This is a genomic window from Streptomyces sp. ISL-66 (assembly GCF_018614135.1).
Lineage (GTDB): Bacteria > Actinomycetota > Actinomycetes > Streptomycetales > Streptomycetaceae > Streptomyces.
This window is the reverse complement of record NZ_JAGGOW010000210.1, coordinates 1-13,735: the sequence shown is the minus strand read 5'-3', so window position 1 is coordinate 13,735 and position 13,735 is coordinate 1. Positions and strand designations below refer to the sequence as shown.

Genomic DNA, 13,735 nt, shown 5'->3' with positions numbered 1-13,735 from the left:
AGGTCACCGGCCGCACCTGGGGCGCCAAAGGCGCGACTCCCATCGTCCGCCGCACCGGGAACCGCTTCTCCGTGAACGCGATGTCCGCGATCAGCACCCGTGGCCGGATGCACTTCATGGTATTCACCGAGTCGTTCGACGCGAAGGTCATGTGCCGCTTCCTCGCCCGGATCGTCGGGCACTTCGACCGGAAGGTGCACCTGATCGTCGACCGGCACTCGGCCCACCGCTCGAAGACCGTCCGGGCCTGGCTCGCCGACCACAAGGACGAGATCGAGCTGCACTTTCTGCCCTCGTACTCACCCGAGCTGAACCCGGACGAGCTGGTCAACGCCGACCTCAAACGCAGCCTGCCCCACACCCACAGGGCCAGGAACCAGGCCGAACTCGCCGCCGAAACCCGCAGGTTCTTCCATAGGCGGCAGCGTCAACCGCACACCGTCCGCGGCTACTTCGGCGGCCCCCACGTCCGCTACGTCCTGGACGAGAACCCTTTGAGTTTCTGATCAATACTGTCCCAGCCGTTCACCGGTGCGGAGAATCCAGAACCGGTGCTGGTGAGGGTCCACAGCGAGGTCTTGTTGGAGCCGTCAGGCTGCTGGCCGTTGTTGTAGAGGATGCCGACATCAGTCTTGCGGTCGCCGTCGAAGTCACCGGTCACGGGCTTGGAGCGGTCCCAGCTGAAAGAGAAGCTGCTCGTCCACACCTTCGTAGGCTTGTTGAAGCCGATGCCGTTGCTGATGAATGTCCACAGCGAGGTGTGGTTGACGCCGGAGCCGTCCGGGCCGTCGTTGTAGAGGACGCCGACGTCGGTCTTGCCGTCGCCGTTGAAGTCTCCGGTCATAGCCTTGGAGCAGTCCCAGCTAAAGGAGCCCGTCCCGGACGCGACGCTGTCCCACACCTTCACCGGGTTAGCGAAGCCGGCACCGTTACTGGCCTGCGTCCACAGCCCACTGCGGTTGGCCGAGCCTGACAGCCCGTAGTTGTAGAAGACCCCCGTGTCAGCCTTGCCGTCGCCGTTGAAGTCACCCCACAGCTCCTGCGCCTTCGAGCTGGACTCGTTCTCGCCGCCCCACCGCGGGCCGGTCATCAGATCGATCCATTGCCCGAGATCGTCGGTGCGGGCAGCGATGGCGCCGGTACGGGTCTCAGTAGCATCGGTGCCGAGGCAGCCGTTCTGCCAGGAGCGGCTGGTGATGCCGGCGAGGGCGGGTTTGCCGTTTTCGGTGCGCAGGGCGGGGCCGCCGGCGTCGCCCTGGCAGATCGTGGCGTCGGTGGGGTTTCGGCCGTCGTGGGGAAGCTGGTCGGGGTGAGGCTGCCGACGGTGGAGGTGGCCGAGTGGAGTTTGGAGGGGACCCATTCCGTTTTGGTGCGGCCGAAGCCGACGGCGGTAAGTGTCTCGCCGGTGGTCGGCGCGGTGGAGGACACCGTGACTGGGGTGACGGTCGTGGCGGGCTCGGCCAGGCGGGCCATGACGAGGTCGCGGTCCGCGTGCGGGACGAGTTCGACGACCTCGCTGGTGTGTCCGCCGCTGGTGGCGAGGTCGGCGCGGCCGACGGTCAGGATCGTCTTCTTCTTGGGCGCGCTGGCCGGGATGTCGATGCTCTCGTTCGGCTTGTCGGCGAAGCAGTTCTTGGCGGTGATCACCCAGCGTGGGTCGACCAGCGTCGCGGTACAGGAGCGCATGTCACCGATCTTCAGCTTGCCGGTGAACGCCATCGGATTGGCACCGGCCGGCGGCTGGGGAGCCGCAGTGCCGGAACCGGTGACGCGCATTTCCAGCAGGACGGCCTGCGGTGAGTCGGTGGAACTGCCCTTGCCGAACCCCTTGGAGGTGTCCTTGGGGATGTGGAGGGTCTGGCCCTGGCCACCGATGGAGATGCTGGCCTGGATGTCCCGGCCCATGGTCTCGATGCGGTAGGCGTTGGGGATGTTCACGGACAGGAAGCCTGTGCTGGCTGCTTTGAAGCAGATCGTGCCGCCGCTGGTCTTCATGTTCGCAGCCCACACCAGGATCTGGTATGGCCCCGAGCAGGAGGTGTGGGTGATGTTCCCGTCTCCGGCGATCAGATCGACGCCGAATGCCTCGAGAATCTCGCTGCGATAGGGGTAGGAGCCGTCCTCGACGGCGTAGGGGGCGGCCACGGGCGCCGGTTCGGCCGAGGCAAGAGGGGCGGGGCTCGCAGCGGTGACGGCTGCGGTCAGGGCGGCTGCGGGCAGCCATCTGCGTATACGCACGCGTGGTGTCGCCTTCCAGGACGATCGCCCTCAACGCGCAGTGGCGGGAGGGTGACATGAGTAAGAAGACCGTGCCGCTTCGGTGCGGACGGTGTTGATCGTCTGGGGGGCCGCGGAGCAGCATATCGCGTCGTCAGCTCGACCTCGATCCGGGGTCGGTGATGAATGTGCAGGTCAGCGACGTCTTGAAAGGAAACCGTCAATTTCGGGTCGGGTGTGCAACCATCCTTCCTGCCCAGTGATCCTGAGGTGTGATCACGAAGAGCCGTACCGGGCCACAGCCCGGAGCGGGCCTGCCGTCCTCCAGCCTGGGGAGAGCCGAATCCAGGGGGATGGTAGGTCCTGGCGTGTGTTTGTAGAGATGGCAAAGACGCCGCCGGTACCCCGGTGAACTGGGGTGCCGGCTCTGAGCATGCGCGTGAGACGGCCATGAGGCCTTTTGATGGGGGAACGTTTTCGTGCGTCAAGATCAAGCACAGAGACCTGGAGTTTGGGGGAGGGGATCCGCAGCGGCCGGCAAGGCAGTCCGCGGCTTGATCCCGCTCGTCCTCCTCGCCGGACTCGTATCGGCGGCACCCGCTGCGGCGGAGGACACTGCCCCGCCGGTGACGGACCGAGGCAAGGTCCTGGCCTTCTGGAAGAGCGGTGGACCTGCGGTCAAGTCCGCATCCGGGGCCGCACTTACGGGTACGGACGACGAGATCCGCCAGTATCTGGCAGCAGGTCAGAAAGTCGCCGAGGACCTGGACCTGCGTGAAGCAGCCCTCAAGCTCGTCACGGACGCGGGCCCCACCCTGCGGGAGGCCGCGAAGAACGCCCTGGACGGTCCTCCCGACGGCCTGGCCGCGTTCATGAAGGACGGCTGGAAAGCACCACTTGCCGATGACTAGAGGATCGAGGCGGCCCGGGTCACCGAGGCCGGCGCCATCGGCACCGGCATACGCGAATCCGGGGATGCCGCCATGCGCGGCTCCCTCGAGGACATCCGGGCGTTCTTGTCCGAGGGGCAGTACCGCAAGCGCGACGACGACGCACGGATACGTGTCACCCAGCTCGAATCCGCCGGAGGCCCCGCGACCAAGCGAGCCGCCGCTGCTGCCCTGAGGGGCGGTATCGAGGAGGTCCGCGATTTCCTCGCCTACGGTCAGCACATCGCGCGGGCCCAGGACCAGGAACACGCCACCATCACGGACCTGGCCAAGCAGACTGCCGACGCCGGAGCAGCGGCAGAGGAGGCCAGGAAGAGCGCGGTCGAGGAAGCCGCGAAGGCCAAGGACTCCGCACGCCTGGCGAAGGAGGAGAGCGCCAAGGCGGCTACCGAGACGCAGGCCGCGAAGAACGACGCGACCCGCGCATCCGACGCCGCCCGGCGGGCCGCTGAATCCGCCCGCCGCGCAGCTGCGGCCGCCCAGTCGGCCATTGCCTCGGCGAGGGCAGCCAACGCGGCTGCCCAGACAGCGGCGATCGCCGCCCGCAACGCCTCCACCGCCGCCCTGTACGCCAGACTGGCCGCATCTCAGGCGTGGAAGGAAGCCGCCTCCGGGAAGGTCAACGATAAGGCGGCCTCCAACGCTCTCGTAGCCGCAGAGCAGGCTGAGAAGATCGCCGACTCGGCCGACGCGATGCAGAAGACCCTCATTGCGGCCGACACGGCCTTGCAGGCCTCGTTGGGCGCGATCCAGGACATGGACCAGTCCGTCTCCAGCGCGGAGCAGTCGATGGACTCGGCCAAGGCGGCAGGAGTCAACTCCGAGGAGGCCCAGGCCGCTGCCGATTCGGCACGCCGCCACGCGGCCGAAGCCAGGCGGGCGGCATCGGCAGCCCGCTCCTTCGCCGCCGATGCCGCCCGCGCCGCCGGCGAAGCCCGCGACGCGGCCCGCTCGGCCGCAGGCCACGCACGCAAGGCGGCCGAAGCCGCGCGCAAGGCCGCCGACCATGCAGGTGATGCCCAGGAAGCTGCGAACCGGTCCAAGGCCAACGCGGACGAAGCCTTGAAGGCGGCCGAGGCCGCCGGCAACGCCGTCAAGCAAGCCCAGTCCGTCCAGGAACTTGCCCGCAAGAGCGAGGCGGAAGAAGTCGCCGCCCGCACGGCGGTCAGTGTCAACCGGGCCCGTGACGCCAAGTCGAAATACGACCTAACCAAGGCCGAGACCACCCGCCTGGAGCAGGAAGCGGTCAAGCTCGACGCCGACATCGACAAGCTCGCCGCCGAAGCGGCCAAGCCGGGCGCCGACACCGCACAGATCGCCATCACCGGCCGCAAGATGGCCCTCACGGTGCTGCGCACCCGCGGGCCGTGGAGTCGCTCCGCCGCTGAGACGGCCCTCGCCGCCGACGACGCGGCAGTGGCCGAGTATGCGCGCACCGGCTGGAAGAAGGCCGACGAACAAGACGAACGCGAACGCGTCAACCGCCTCGCGCAAGACTCCCTGTCCGAGGGCGTACGCACGGCTGCGGCCAACGCCCTCACGGGCGACACCGCACAGGTCCACACTTTCTGGACGACCGGCCAGTACCAGGCCGCGGCCCCCGACAGTCGCGTCGAAGTCGCCCGGATCGCCGAAGCCGGCGGCCCCTGGGTGAAGGAGGCGGCCCAATCCGCCCTCCACAACCCCGACACCAAGGCCCTCGCCGAGTTCCTCGCCAAGACCCAGCACCGGGCCCGCCTCGAGGACGACCGGGTCGAGGCCGCGCGTCTGGCCGAGAACGGCACCCCCGAGGTCAAGGCGGCAGCCGAAACGGCCCTCGCCAGCCCCGAAGCCGACCTGCGCACGTTCATCGAGTCCGGCCAATACCGGGCCAAGCGCCGTGACCAACTGACCGCGGCCCACATCGCGCAAGTACAGGAGATCATTGCCCACGCCAACGGCATCTCGGCCAGGGCCTACCAAGATGCCTTCGCCGCTGCCAAGGCCGCGGCTGACGCCCAGGGCGATGCCAACGTGGCCGCTGGCCATGCCAGGACAGCCGACAGTTATTCCAGTAAGGCGGACGGTTACGTTGATCAGGCCGCGCAGGCCGCCAAGCGTGCAGGTGACTCTGCTACCGCCGCCGCTGCCTCCGCGGCCTCGGCGAACGATGCCGAAGCACGTGCACAGCAAAGCGCGGAGCGTGCGGGCAGCTCGGCGGCAGCCGCACGGGCCAGCGCGATCGCCGCGGCCGGATACGCCGACAGCGCCTACAAGGCAGCCGACGCGGCCCGCCAGTCGGCGATCAACTCTGGCAAGAGCACTCTTGAGGCCCAGGAATCCTACCGGTCAGCCCTCGGGCGGTACATGGTCGACGAGTTCATCAAGGAGCAGCAGGAACGCCAGCGCCAGCAGGCCACACAAGAGAAGATCAACCTGTACAAGACCGGGCTGACCCTGCTCGAGGTGGGCAAGCTCGTCTTCGGGATGCAGAGCAACCTCCCGATCGGCACGAAGCTCGACATCTCTGGCACATTGAGCTCGACATCATCGGAATGATCCCGGGCGTCGGTGAAGTCGCGGACTTGCTCAACTGCGGCCTTTATGCCGGTGAAGGCGTCGTCGATTTCTTCACCCCCACCGGCCGCGAAGGCATGTGGCAGGATGCGGCGCTCGCCTGCGTATCCGCTATCCCCGTCGCGGGATGGGCTGCCATCCCTGCCAAGTGGGCCCGATACACCGAGAAATACGGCCCCAAGACGAAGGAAGTCTTCGACCAGCTCTCGAACGCTCTGCGGAGGGCTCCCTCCTGCTCTATAGGCGGGAACAGCTTCCCCGCTGGCACCCCTGTGCTCATGGGAGACGGATCGACCCGGACCATCGAGCAGATAAAGACCGGTGACCAGGTCCTCGCCGCAGACCCTGAATCCGGTAACACGGGTCCGCGTCGTGTCGAAGCCACGATCTACACCCCTGACGACCGCGACTTCACCGACATCACACTCGAATCCGCCACAGGCGGCGGCTCTGTCACCGCTACCGACCACCATCCGTTCTGGTCGCAGAAGAGCCGCCGTTGGGCCGATGCCGCGGACCTCAACGCCGGCGACGCCCTGAGGACGGCAGACGGTGGCACGGTTCGTATCAGCGGTGTCAAGCACTGGAAGACCCTCCAGCCCGCCTACAACCTCACCGTCAACGACCTCCACACCTACTTCGTCCTCGCCGGCCGCACCCCCGTCCTGGTCCACAACACCAGCGCCCGGTTGCTCAACTGTGGAGACCAGATAGTGCTGGGTGCCAACCGGGGCTTGGGTGGAAACGCCCTCCGCGATTGGCTCAACAAGAAGGTGGGTGACCGGTGGCAGACATTCAACGGCCCGGAATGGGCTCCTGTTCGAAATCCTGGAGACTCGACCTCTCGACCGCTGTGGATGGAGGCCGTGGAGGAGGCGGCGTTGAACGGATCCATTGAGATTTCTTTCTCCTTGGATGAACTTCTCACCAACGACGGCAAACAGTTTGCCACGGCGCAAGAAGCATTCGATTACACCTTCAATAGGTCGAAAACCCTCCCTAAAAGATGGGAGGATATCGCTGGGGTCACCGGAAGCCAGACGGCATGGGAACTGGGTGTGATCACGAGGTCAACTATGCCGGGCAATGCCCACACGTGGGGAGGGTCCGTGAAATTCTACTGGAAGGGTAAGAAGGTCGAACTTGACGACCCGTACGCGGCATTCCGCGATTAGACTCCATGAAGTTTTACTGGAAGGGTGGGAGGTTTATATCGACGACCCACACAAGGCCATCCGTTAAGCTCGAGGCATAGTTAGTGAGAGTGTGGGTGGGTTCACGCAACCTGTGTGAACCCACCCCGTGTGGCTCTACCGGCCCTAGATCGTATTGTGGAGATTTCATGCACGGACCGTACTCGACAGCGTTGCTGAGACTGGCAGGTAACGCCGCAGCTCCGAACGACGTGCTGCTGCGGCTGCTCACCGATCCGGACGACATGCTGGTCCGTGCGGTGGCCCGGCGCCCGGACCTGCCACTGCCAGTAGTCGAGACCGTCCTCACTCACCCGAACATCAAGGTCCGCATCGCGTACGCGGAAAGCCCCCACGCCGAGCCCGCACAGCGAGCCCGGCTCCTCGACGATCCCTCTCCACGGGTGCACCTCGCCCTTGCCTCCGGACCCTTTCCCGACGGCATCACCCCCGTACGACCCCTCCCGGAGCACGCCTACCAGCGGCTGCTGACCCACCCCAGCGGACTCGTCAGATCCGAGTCCCTGTCCTCACCCACCATCCCGCCACAGGTCCTAGCCGACCTGTGGAACCACCCTGACCCGGCCTTCCGCGAGGCAGCCTGCCGCGCCTGGGCCGCCCTGCCCGACAGCGCGCAACAAGCCCTCCTGAACGACGCCGACGCCGACGTACGCCACGCCGCCCTGCTCAGCCTGCCCTGCCCCGACGAGAACCAGATGGAACAGCTGGTCACCGACCTCGCAGGCTCCTGGAAACTCACCGATGCCCTCAGCGTCGGCAGGCTCACTCGTGACCTCGCCGAACGCCTGACCGCCGACCCCACGTACCAGGCGTCCGTCGCACGCAATCCCTCCCTGCCCGCCGACCTCGTACGGACGCTCGTCACCTCACCCGACCCACACGTCCGCCTTTTGGTCTCCACCCGCCCGGAATGGACCGAGAAAGAGCGTGCCGGCATCGACTACCACGTCGCCCCGGAGCAACACCTCGGAACGCTGTCATGGGTCCTGGAAGGACAGCACGACCCCGCACTCCTGCGACGCTGCGCCACCTCCTCTCACGTCTGGCTGCGACGCAGCGCCGCCGCCTGCCCGACCCTCCCAGCCGACCTAGTCCCCCAACTCGCCGCCGATGACGACCTCGCCGTCCGCCTGCTGCTCTGCGAGAACCACCCCGGAGCCCCCGCCGAACTCCTCCTTGACCTCTACCTCAACGGCACCCACCGCGCCGTTGGCATGCTCGAAACCCATCCCAACTTCCCCACCCACGGACTCGCCGGCCGCTTCGCAGGCGCATCCGACCCCGTGCGCAAACGACTCGCTCTCCGCGACCCGGACCTCGACCCCGACGTCCTGGACGCGCTCAGCCGCGACCCCGACACCAGGGACCGGGCAGCCACTGACACCCGGCTGCCCCTACCCAGACTCCGCCAGATACTGGCCGACCCTGCGACCGGCTACGCGGCGGCAGGCAACGCCGCCCTCCCCGTTGTCGACATGCACCGCCTCCTCGACCACGCCGGAGTGGCGTCCCGTTGACCGTGCAGATCCCCACCCGCTCCACCCCGCTGCGCTTCAGAGGCCTCCTCACCTCGCGCCGGCCCCCCGGGACGGCTACTCGGGGGTCGATGCCCCAGCCTCTGTCTAGGTGCCGCGGCACGTCGAGGCGGGCGGCGGAGGTGAGGAGCTCGCTGTACGCCTTCGCGTAGTGATTCGCGCGCCCAGCCCCCTCCCCGCCGTCTGCTCACCGGGCCCACTCCACTCCGAGCTCGGCGAGCGCGGCCAGAATGCGCTGATAGTCCGCCGACAGTGCCGTCCGAACCAGCCCTTCTCGCCATACCGGAACCTGCGACTTCGCCTTCGCCGCCACGGGCGGTGACGCCTGCACCCCGGCTTCCGCCCCGGCACTGCCCGGTCGTCCGGCGGCCGCCGCGTCGGCTGAATCGCCGCCCGGCGCGGACAGCACCGCACCCACACGCTCGCGGGCAATCGTCCACTCCAGCCACTCCTGCTCGGCCGCCGTGAGCTCGGCCTGGATGCGGTCGGCTTCCTCGCGCAGCCCGTCCACACGACGACTGGCGGCAAGCTCGTGCTGTTCCAGCAGTCCGACAACCGACGGCATCCGCGACCTCCACGAGAGCGACGAAACGACGATCCATCACTCCCACACAAGCGCCACCCCTACCCCTGACCAGCGGAAACGCAGTCACCAGACTCGGGAAGACAACAGCCTCTAAGGGGCCATCGGTCATGGGACGCCCTGAAGCCCCCGTGAACCGAACGGTCCCCGCACAGGCCGAACTCGCCGAGCTGCTTCGCGCCGCGCGGGCGCGGAGCGGGTCCGGCAAGCCGCTCACCTATGAGGCGTTGGCCAGGCGCACGGCCTGGTCCAGCGCGGCCCTCAAGCGGGCGGCATCTGGAAAGACGCTGCCTCACTGGGTTCTTGTGGCGGCCTTCTTGGCCGCTTGCCAGTCGAGCCCGGTCCTGCAGAAGGAGGCGCGCCACCTTCACGCGAAGGCGCAGCATGCCGTGGCCTTGCATGCGAAGGTGGCCCGGTCCACCACCGTGGTGCCCCGGCCCCGGTTCGTCAGCGACGAGGCGGACTTGAGCCGGGCATTGAGGGACGCCTACGGGTACGCAGGGCGTCCCTCGGTCCGGACGATGTCGCAGCGGGCTGGGAGGTGGGTCCTGCCTCACAGCTCAGCCCACCGAATCATCACTGCCCGGGCGCTGCCGGTCGATGTCGGCCAGTACATCGGCTTCCTGGAGGCCTGCGAGGTCACTTCCAAGGACCTCCCCGACTGGTTCACCGCCTGGCACAAGGTCATGGGGCCGCCCTGGACCGACAGTCCCGACGAGGTCGTCTGGTGGCGGGCATCGACCTGGCGCGAGGAGCTCTACGAGGCCTGGTTCTACGAAACATTCGGCCACAGCGCCACCGTCGCGGCATGACGCGACGCACAAGCCAGGCCTGAGGCCGGCGAGGCGATGCGCACCCGGACGAGCCGGGTGCGCACCGCTCTTCTGCAGCATGTGCGATCTCTCGTTTTGGGGGCAGTGGTGTGAGAGACAGTGAGTTGTGGTGTGTTGATGCTGGTCCGGGGCTGGTTCAGGGCCTGGCGTCACTGTCACGGACGTGAGAGATCGGGGTCGTTTTACTGTCTGCGTGTGAGAGACGCCCAGGTCAGGTGCTGACACGAAGACGAGAGATCGCACTCAAGATCACGAAAATGGTGGGGTCCCACTCCCGGCCACACCTGCGGTGCAACCCCTAGTGCGCCTCTGCAAGCAACCGTCCAGCCCCCTTCCGGTGCAACCCTCCGGGCCAGTCCGGAGCCGGCAGGCCAGCCCCCTGGCCGGGGCGGGCAAGCCCTCTCGCACGCCTCGAGGGTCTCGTGGGCAAGCCTGGCTGCTCTGGCTGGGCGAGCCTTCGCGCGGCTGGGCAAGCCCGGCTTGCCCACAGTCGCAGGAGGGCAAGAGGCCGGCCGCCCGCGAGCGGTGACGGGGGGTCAAGGGCGGCCGTGAGCCTGCCGGTACGGGTACACGTGGGGGGAAGTATCGGGGGACGGATCAGGGGACAGGTGGGGGGAAGTATCCGGGGAACTATCGGGGGAAGCGGTCCGGACGGCGGGTTCGCGTTGTGCCTGCTCAGGCCACGCTTCCCGGCCGGTGAGTGCCCGGACTTATATCTGTGGGTGAGGGTGCGGGGTAGCTGAAGGCCCGGGCGGGCGGGTTGCTGGCGCGGGCTCTTGAACGGCTGCCGCGGCTGGGGTAGGGCCGGTTCTGCTGGAGGGGCCGGGATCTATTGAATGGGTCCGGAGGCTGGGGTCTTGATGGGCGGGCCGTTGGGGGTTGCGCTGCTTGGTGCGTGGTCCAGCACGGTGCCGCCATGCGGAAATCCCGCAGCACTCCGGAAGGACACCACCGTCATGACCGCGCTCCCGATCGACTCCCAGCCGCAGCAGCCGTCCGCCCGGCGCCGGTTCGTTCTGCTGCTCTTGGTCCTGGGCTACCTCGCCGTGGCGGTCGCCGTCGCGGCTGTCACGTATGTGGTGCCGGCCCTGGGTGATCCCGTCCAGACCGGGCTCGCCGCGGCCGCGCTCGCCGCGAGCCTGCGGCCCGTCCGCGTGGTGGTCGTCCAGGAGGGCGGCCCGGCCGGTGCCGGCCCCGTCTAGTGCTGTGGCCGGCCGCTGCGGCGCGGTGAGTGGGGCCTCCGCTCACACCTGAGTACGTGTACTCATGGCCAGGTCTCCGAGCGGCCCTACGTTGATCACATGCCCCGAATCGCTTATGCCGCAGCCGCCTTCGCACTGGGCGCGCTCGCCCTCACCGCCTGCACCGGCAGCACCACCGGAACCACGATCGGCACGGACAACGTCGCCTCCGTGGCCGAGGGAGGCGAGGGCGGCGCCGCCGGCGAGCAGGAGCTCGCGTTCATGGAGCTGTCCCTCAAGATCACTGACGGCTGCCCCCCGCTGGACGACACGAAGACCGGCAAGATCCTCGGCCCCGACGACATCCCGTCCTTCCCCCAAGCCCCCTCCGGGGGGCCGACTGGCGAGCCCGGCGACCGCGTGCCCCTGCCCCCCGGCCACGAATCGGCCGATCCGGCCGCCGCTGACGCCCCCGTCCCCCGCATTCCCGACGCCGAACTCCTCAAGCCGGTCACCCTCGCCGCGCCCGAGGTCTGCTTCGCCGACAAGTTCGGCGCCCACGTCACCACCGCCCTCAAGGACATCGGGGCGAACGCCACCGAGGTGCGGGCCGCGCTCACGCGGGCCGGCTACCCCGATGGGCGGATCGTGGACATGGAGCCACAGGGCAGCTCCCCCCGCGTCCGGATCGACCTGCGCCTGCAGGACTCCGTCGTCGCGCTCCAGGTCGTACACAGCGGCGCTGGTGGCAGCGTCGTGGACGCGTTCGGCGCACAGCGCACAGCACCCCTCAAGGACGTCCGCTACGTCCCGTGACCGGCCGGCTCGACCTGTCCCACGGTGTCCACGGGACCGGGCCCGTCACAGCACTAGGTTCGGGGGACGGAGCCTCCTGCGCCGAGGGTTCGCCGATGCGGCCGTACGGCGGCCTCTGGTGCCGGTTCCTCGGTCGCGGGTACCGCGGGGGCGGGCGTGGCGAGTTCGGCCGCCAGGCGGCCACGGCGTACCGGCCCGTCCGGGGCGGGGGCTTGGCGGGGGTCGGTGTCCAGAGGGCGGCGCTGATCATCCACCCGCACAGTCTCCCGCCAAAACAGCCGAGACCTTAACTTAAACGTTTTCGCAGGTCAGCGCGCTGGTACGCAGAACTGCGTTGTGGGGTGGCGGGCCGTTGGCCAGCGCCTCGGAAGGCCTGCACGCGGCGTGGGGACCTGCGGGGGCAGGCTAGGTTCGTGGGCAGTCCGCGCCGACACGGGTGCGGGGGCCAGGGCCGGTGCCCAGAGCGCTCTGGGGCAGTACGACCGGGCCGCCCCGGTTCCGGTATTCCGTCGGAATACCGGAACCGACGGACTGTCCAGCCGCTCCCACGTTGGCTGGACGTCCTCTCCCACCGCCCTGACCTGCGGTGGGGAGGAAACCGGGGAGGTCACCAGCGTGGGCTGGTCACTGCCGCCACAGGTGCTGTAGGGCGGTGAGGGCCACGGCTATGAGCGCGATGAAGAGGCCGAAGGTGGCGATGCCGACCGCGAAGGGGTCGGCCCAGGCCGGCGCCCACCGGACGAAGACCGCTGCACCTACGGCGAGGACGGTGGCGAGCACCGCGAGGGCGAAGGTGAGCACCAGGGCAAGGGCGAGCCGCTGGCGCCGCAGTCGCGTCAGCTCATCGGTCTGGGCCTGGGCGGTGGTGGTGGTCATGGTGTTCCTCTCGAAGGTCCGGCGCGGTGCCGGGGTTGGTTGGGCGAGAGCCACTGTGCGAGTCCGGCCGCCGGGGGGCGAGTTCTCGCGAATTTCCGTTCCGTGCCTGGTCAGAGGCCTGCGAGTGCTTTTGTGACGCGGATTCGCGAAGGCTTGACACGGGTGCCGTTCGGTAGGCGGTCGTCGTTGCGGGTTGAGGATGCGACGCGGTCGGGTTAGACCCGCAAGCCCCGGTTTCAAAGACCTGTGAGTGAGTCGATTGCCTTGCAGACAGATGCGAACCTGAGGTACGCGACCAGGTTGAGCTCCTGGAGCGGGCCGCGTACGGCCAGACCCACGTCGTGGGTGGTCAGCTCGGCGCTCCCGGTGGCGACATCAGCGGGGGAACTGGAGGCGTCGGCGGAACGACGTGCCTCGTTGGGTTGAGGTTGCGCAGGCTGATGGGCGTCGTGTGTTTTTCAGTGGGTGGCGCCAGTTGTTTGCACTGGGTGTGTGAGGCGTTTGTGCTGGTGGTTGGGGTGGGTAGGGCCGTGGGGATGTCGTTTTCTGGGTGAATGATGCTGTCGTTTTCCAGTGAAGGTTTGCTGTCGCCCGTGTAGGCGTACGAGGATGGCTTGTTTGATCTCTGCTGCTGGGGTTGGTGCCCCGACAGGGCCGTTGTCGGTGGTGTGGGGCATGCTCGGCGTCATGAGTTCCCTTGTGCCGTCGGTCCGTTCGTCGTGGGACCGGATAGACGCCTGGCTGCGCGTGTACGCCCCCGCCTCGTACGAGCTCCTCGCACCGCCCGCGGACCCCGACCGTGTTGAGGCAGCGCAGGAGGAGATGGGTCTGTGTTTTCCGGCTGACCTGGTCGACTCTCTGCTTTGCCACGATGGTCTTACGAGGCCGCGCACGGGAACTTCCGGGCGTGGGCGAAGATCACCCATCACCTGACCGCGGGGATGAGGGAGTCCGTGAGGTGCCCCGAGCTTCCC

11 protein-coding genes and 2 pseudogenes are annotated in these 13,735 nt (G+C 68.1%); 8 read left to right on the top strand and 5 right to left on the bottom strand.

The features are described 5' to 3' along the window. The coding region (locus J7E97_RS33070; RefSeq protein WP_215034933.1) for an IS630 family transposase at nucleotides 1-506 on the top strand (506 nt) is incomplete at its 5' end. Here the strand turns inward: J7E97_RS33070 and J7E97_RS33065 are convergent. Beyond that, nucleotides 473-1,090: a VCBS repeat-containing protein gene (locus J7E97_RS33065; protein WP_215034931.1), complete on the bottom strand. Its 618-nt coding sequence runs from the start codon at nucleotides 1,088-1,090 to the stop codon at nucleotides 473-475. The genes J7E97_RS33070 and J7E97_RS33065 overlap by 34 nt on opposite strands. Beyond that, nucleotides 1,090-2,238, bottom strand: coding sequence for a trypsin-like serine protease (locus tag J7E97_RS36910; RefSeq protein ID WP_215034929.1), 1,149 nt, complete (start codon nucleotides 2,236-2,238; stop codon nucleotides 1,090-1,092). The genes J7E97_RS33065 and J7E97_RS36910 overlap by 1 nt, the downstream gene beginning before the upstream one ends. A gap of 533 nt (nucleotides 2,239-2,771) precedes the next feature. Here J7E97_RS36910 and J7E97_RS36460 point away from each other — a divergent pair. The 4 genes from J7E97_RS36460 (at nucleotide 2,772) to J7E97_RS33050 (ending at nucleotide 8,454) form a co-directional block, all read left to right on the top strand. Beyond that, nucleotides 2,772-3,128, top strand: a complete 357-nt coding sequence (locus tag J7E97_RS36460; RefSeq protein ID WP_251055527.1) for an ALF repeat-containing protein — start codon at nucleotides 2,772-2,774, stop codon at nucleotides 3,126-3,128. 72 nt (nucleotides 3,129-3,200) lie between these two features. Continuing rightward, a complete protein-coding gene (locus tag J7E97_RS36455) occupies nucleotides 3,201-5,705 on the top strand; it encodes a hypothetical protein (RefSeq protein WP_251055526.1) in 2,505 nt (834 codons plus the stop codon). Continuing rightward, nucleotides 5,702-6,898, top strand: a complete 1,197-nt coding sequence (locus J7E97_RS36450; RefSeq protein WP_251055524.1) for a polymorphic toxin-type HINT domain-containing protein — start codon at nucleotides 5,702-5,704, stop codon at nucleotides 6,896-6,898. Before J7E97_RS36455 ends, J7E97_RS36450 begins: the two co-directional genes overlap by 4 nt. A gap of 191 nt (nucleotides 6,899-7,089) precedes the next feature. Further along, on the top strand, nucleotides 7,090-8,454 hold the full coding sequence (locus J7E97_RS33050) for a HEAT repeat domain-containing protein (RefSeq protein ID WP_251055523.1): 1,365 nt from the start codon (nucleotides 7,090-7,092) through the stop codon (nucleotides 8,452-8,454). Between the two features lie 229 nt (nucleotides 8,455-8,683). Here J7E97_RS33050 and J7E97_RS33045 read toward each other — a convergent pair. Continuing rightward, nucleotides 8,684-9,037, bottom strand: a pseudogene (locus tag J7E97_RS33045) (hypothetical protein); the annotation flags it as partial. A gap of 128 nt (nucleotides 9,038-9,165) precedes the next feature. Between J7E97_RS33045 and J7E97_RS33040 the strand changes: the two are divergent. The 3 genes from J7E97_RS33040 to J7E97_RS33030 all read left to right on the top strand — a co-directional run bounded on the left by J7E97_RS33040 (nucleotide 9,166) and on the right by J7E97_RS33030 (nucleotide 11,885). Beyond that, nucleotides 9,166-9,867 (top strand): helix-turn-helix transcriptional regulator, encoded by a 702-nt coding sequence (locus tag J7E97_RS33040; protein ID WP_215034923.1) that lies wholly within the window; start codon nucleotides 9,166-9,168, stop codon nucleotides 9,865-9,867. Between the two features lie 977 nt (nucleotides 9,868-10,844). Further along, nucleotides 10,845-11,090 carry a hypothetical protein gene (locus J7E97_RS33035; protein ID WP_215034922.1) on the top strand — a complete coding sequence of 82 codons (246 nt, stop codon included), beginning with the start codon at nucleotides 10,845-10,847 and terminating at the stop codon, nucleotides 11,088-11,090. Between the two features lie 99 nt (nucleotides 11,091-11,189). After that, nucleotides 11,190-11,885: a hypothetical protein gene (locus J7E97_RS33030; RefSeq protein WP_215034920.1), complete on the top strand. Its 696-nt coding sequence runs from the start codon at nucleotides 11,190-11,192 to the stop codon at nucleotides 11,883-11,885. Nucleotides 11,886-12,509: 624 nt separating this feature from the next. Here the strand turns inward: J7E97_RS33030 and J7E97_RS33025 are convergent. Both J7E97_RS33025 and J7E97_RS33020 read right to left on the bottom strand, forming a co-directional pair. Then, nucleotides 12,510-12,761: a hypothetical protein gene (locus tag J7E97_RS33025; RefSeq protein WP_215034918.1), complete on the bottom strand. Its 252-nt coding sequence runs from the start codon at nucleotides 12,759-12,761 to the stop codon at nucleotides 12,510-12,512. Between the two features lie 248 nt (nucleotides 12,762-13,009). Next, nucleotides 13,010-13,132: pseudogene (locus tag J7E97_RS33020) on the bottom strand (transcriptional repressor NrdR); the annotation flags it as partial. Between the last annotated feature and the right edge of the window lie 603 nt (nucleotides 13,133-13,735).

Coding starts and splice junctions, on each gene's coding strand:
- J7E97_RS33065 (WP_215034931.1), bottom strand. CDS start 1,090: ATGACCGGCCCGCGGTGGGGCGGCGAGAACGAGTCCAGCTCGAAGGCG.
- J7E97_RS36455 (WP_251055526.1), top strand. CDS start 3,201: ATGCGCGGCTCCCTCGAGGACATCCGGGCGTTCTTGTCCGAGGGGCAG.
- J7E97_RS36450 (WP_251055524.1), top strand. CDS start 5,702: ATGATCCCGGGCGTCGGTGAAGTCGCGGACTTGCTCAACTGCGGCCTT.
- J7E97_RS33040 (WP_215034923.1), top strand. CDS start 9,166: ATGGGACGCCCTGAAGCCCCCGTGAACCGAACGGTCCCCGCACAGGCC.
- J7E97_RS33035 (WP_215034922.1), top strand. CDS start 10,845: ATGACCGCGCTCCCGATCGACTCCCAGCCGCAGCAGCCGTCCGCCCGG.
- J7E97_RS33030 (WP_215034920.1), top strand. CDS start 11,190: ATGCCCCGAATCGCTTATGCCGCAGCCGCCTTCGCACTGGGCGCGCTC.
- J7E97_RS33025 (WP_215034918.1), bottom strand. CDS start 12,761: ATGACCACCACCACCGCCCAGGCCCAGACCGATGAGCTGACGCGACTG.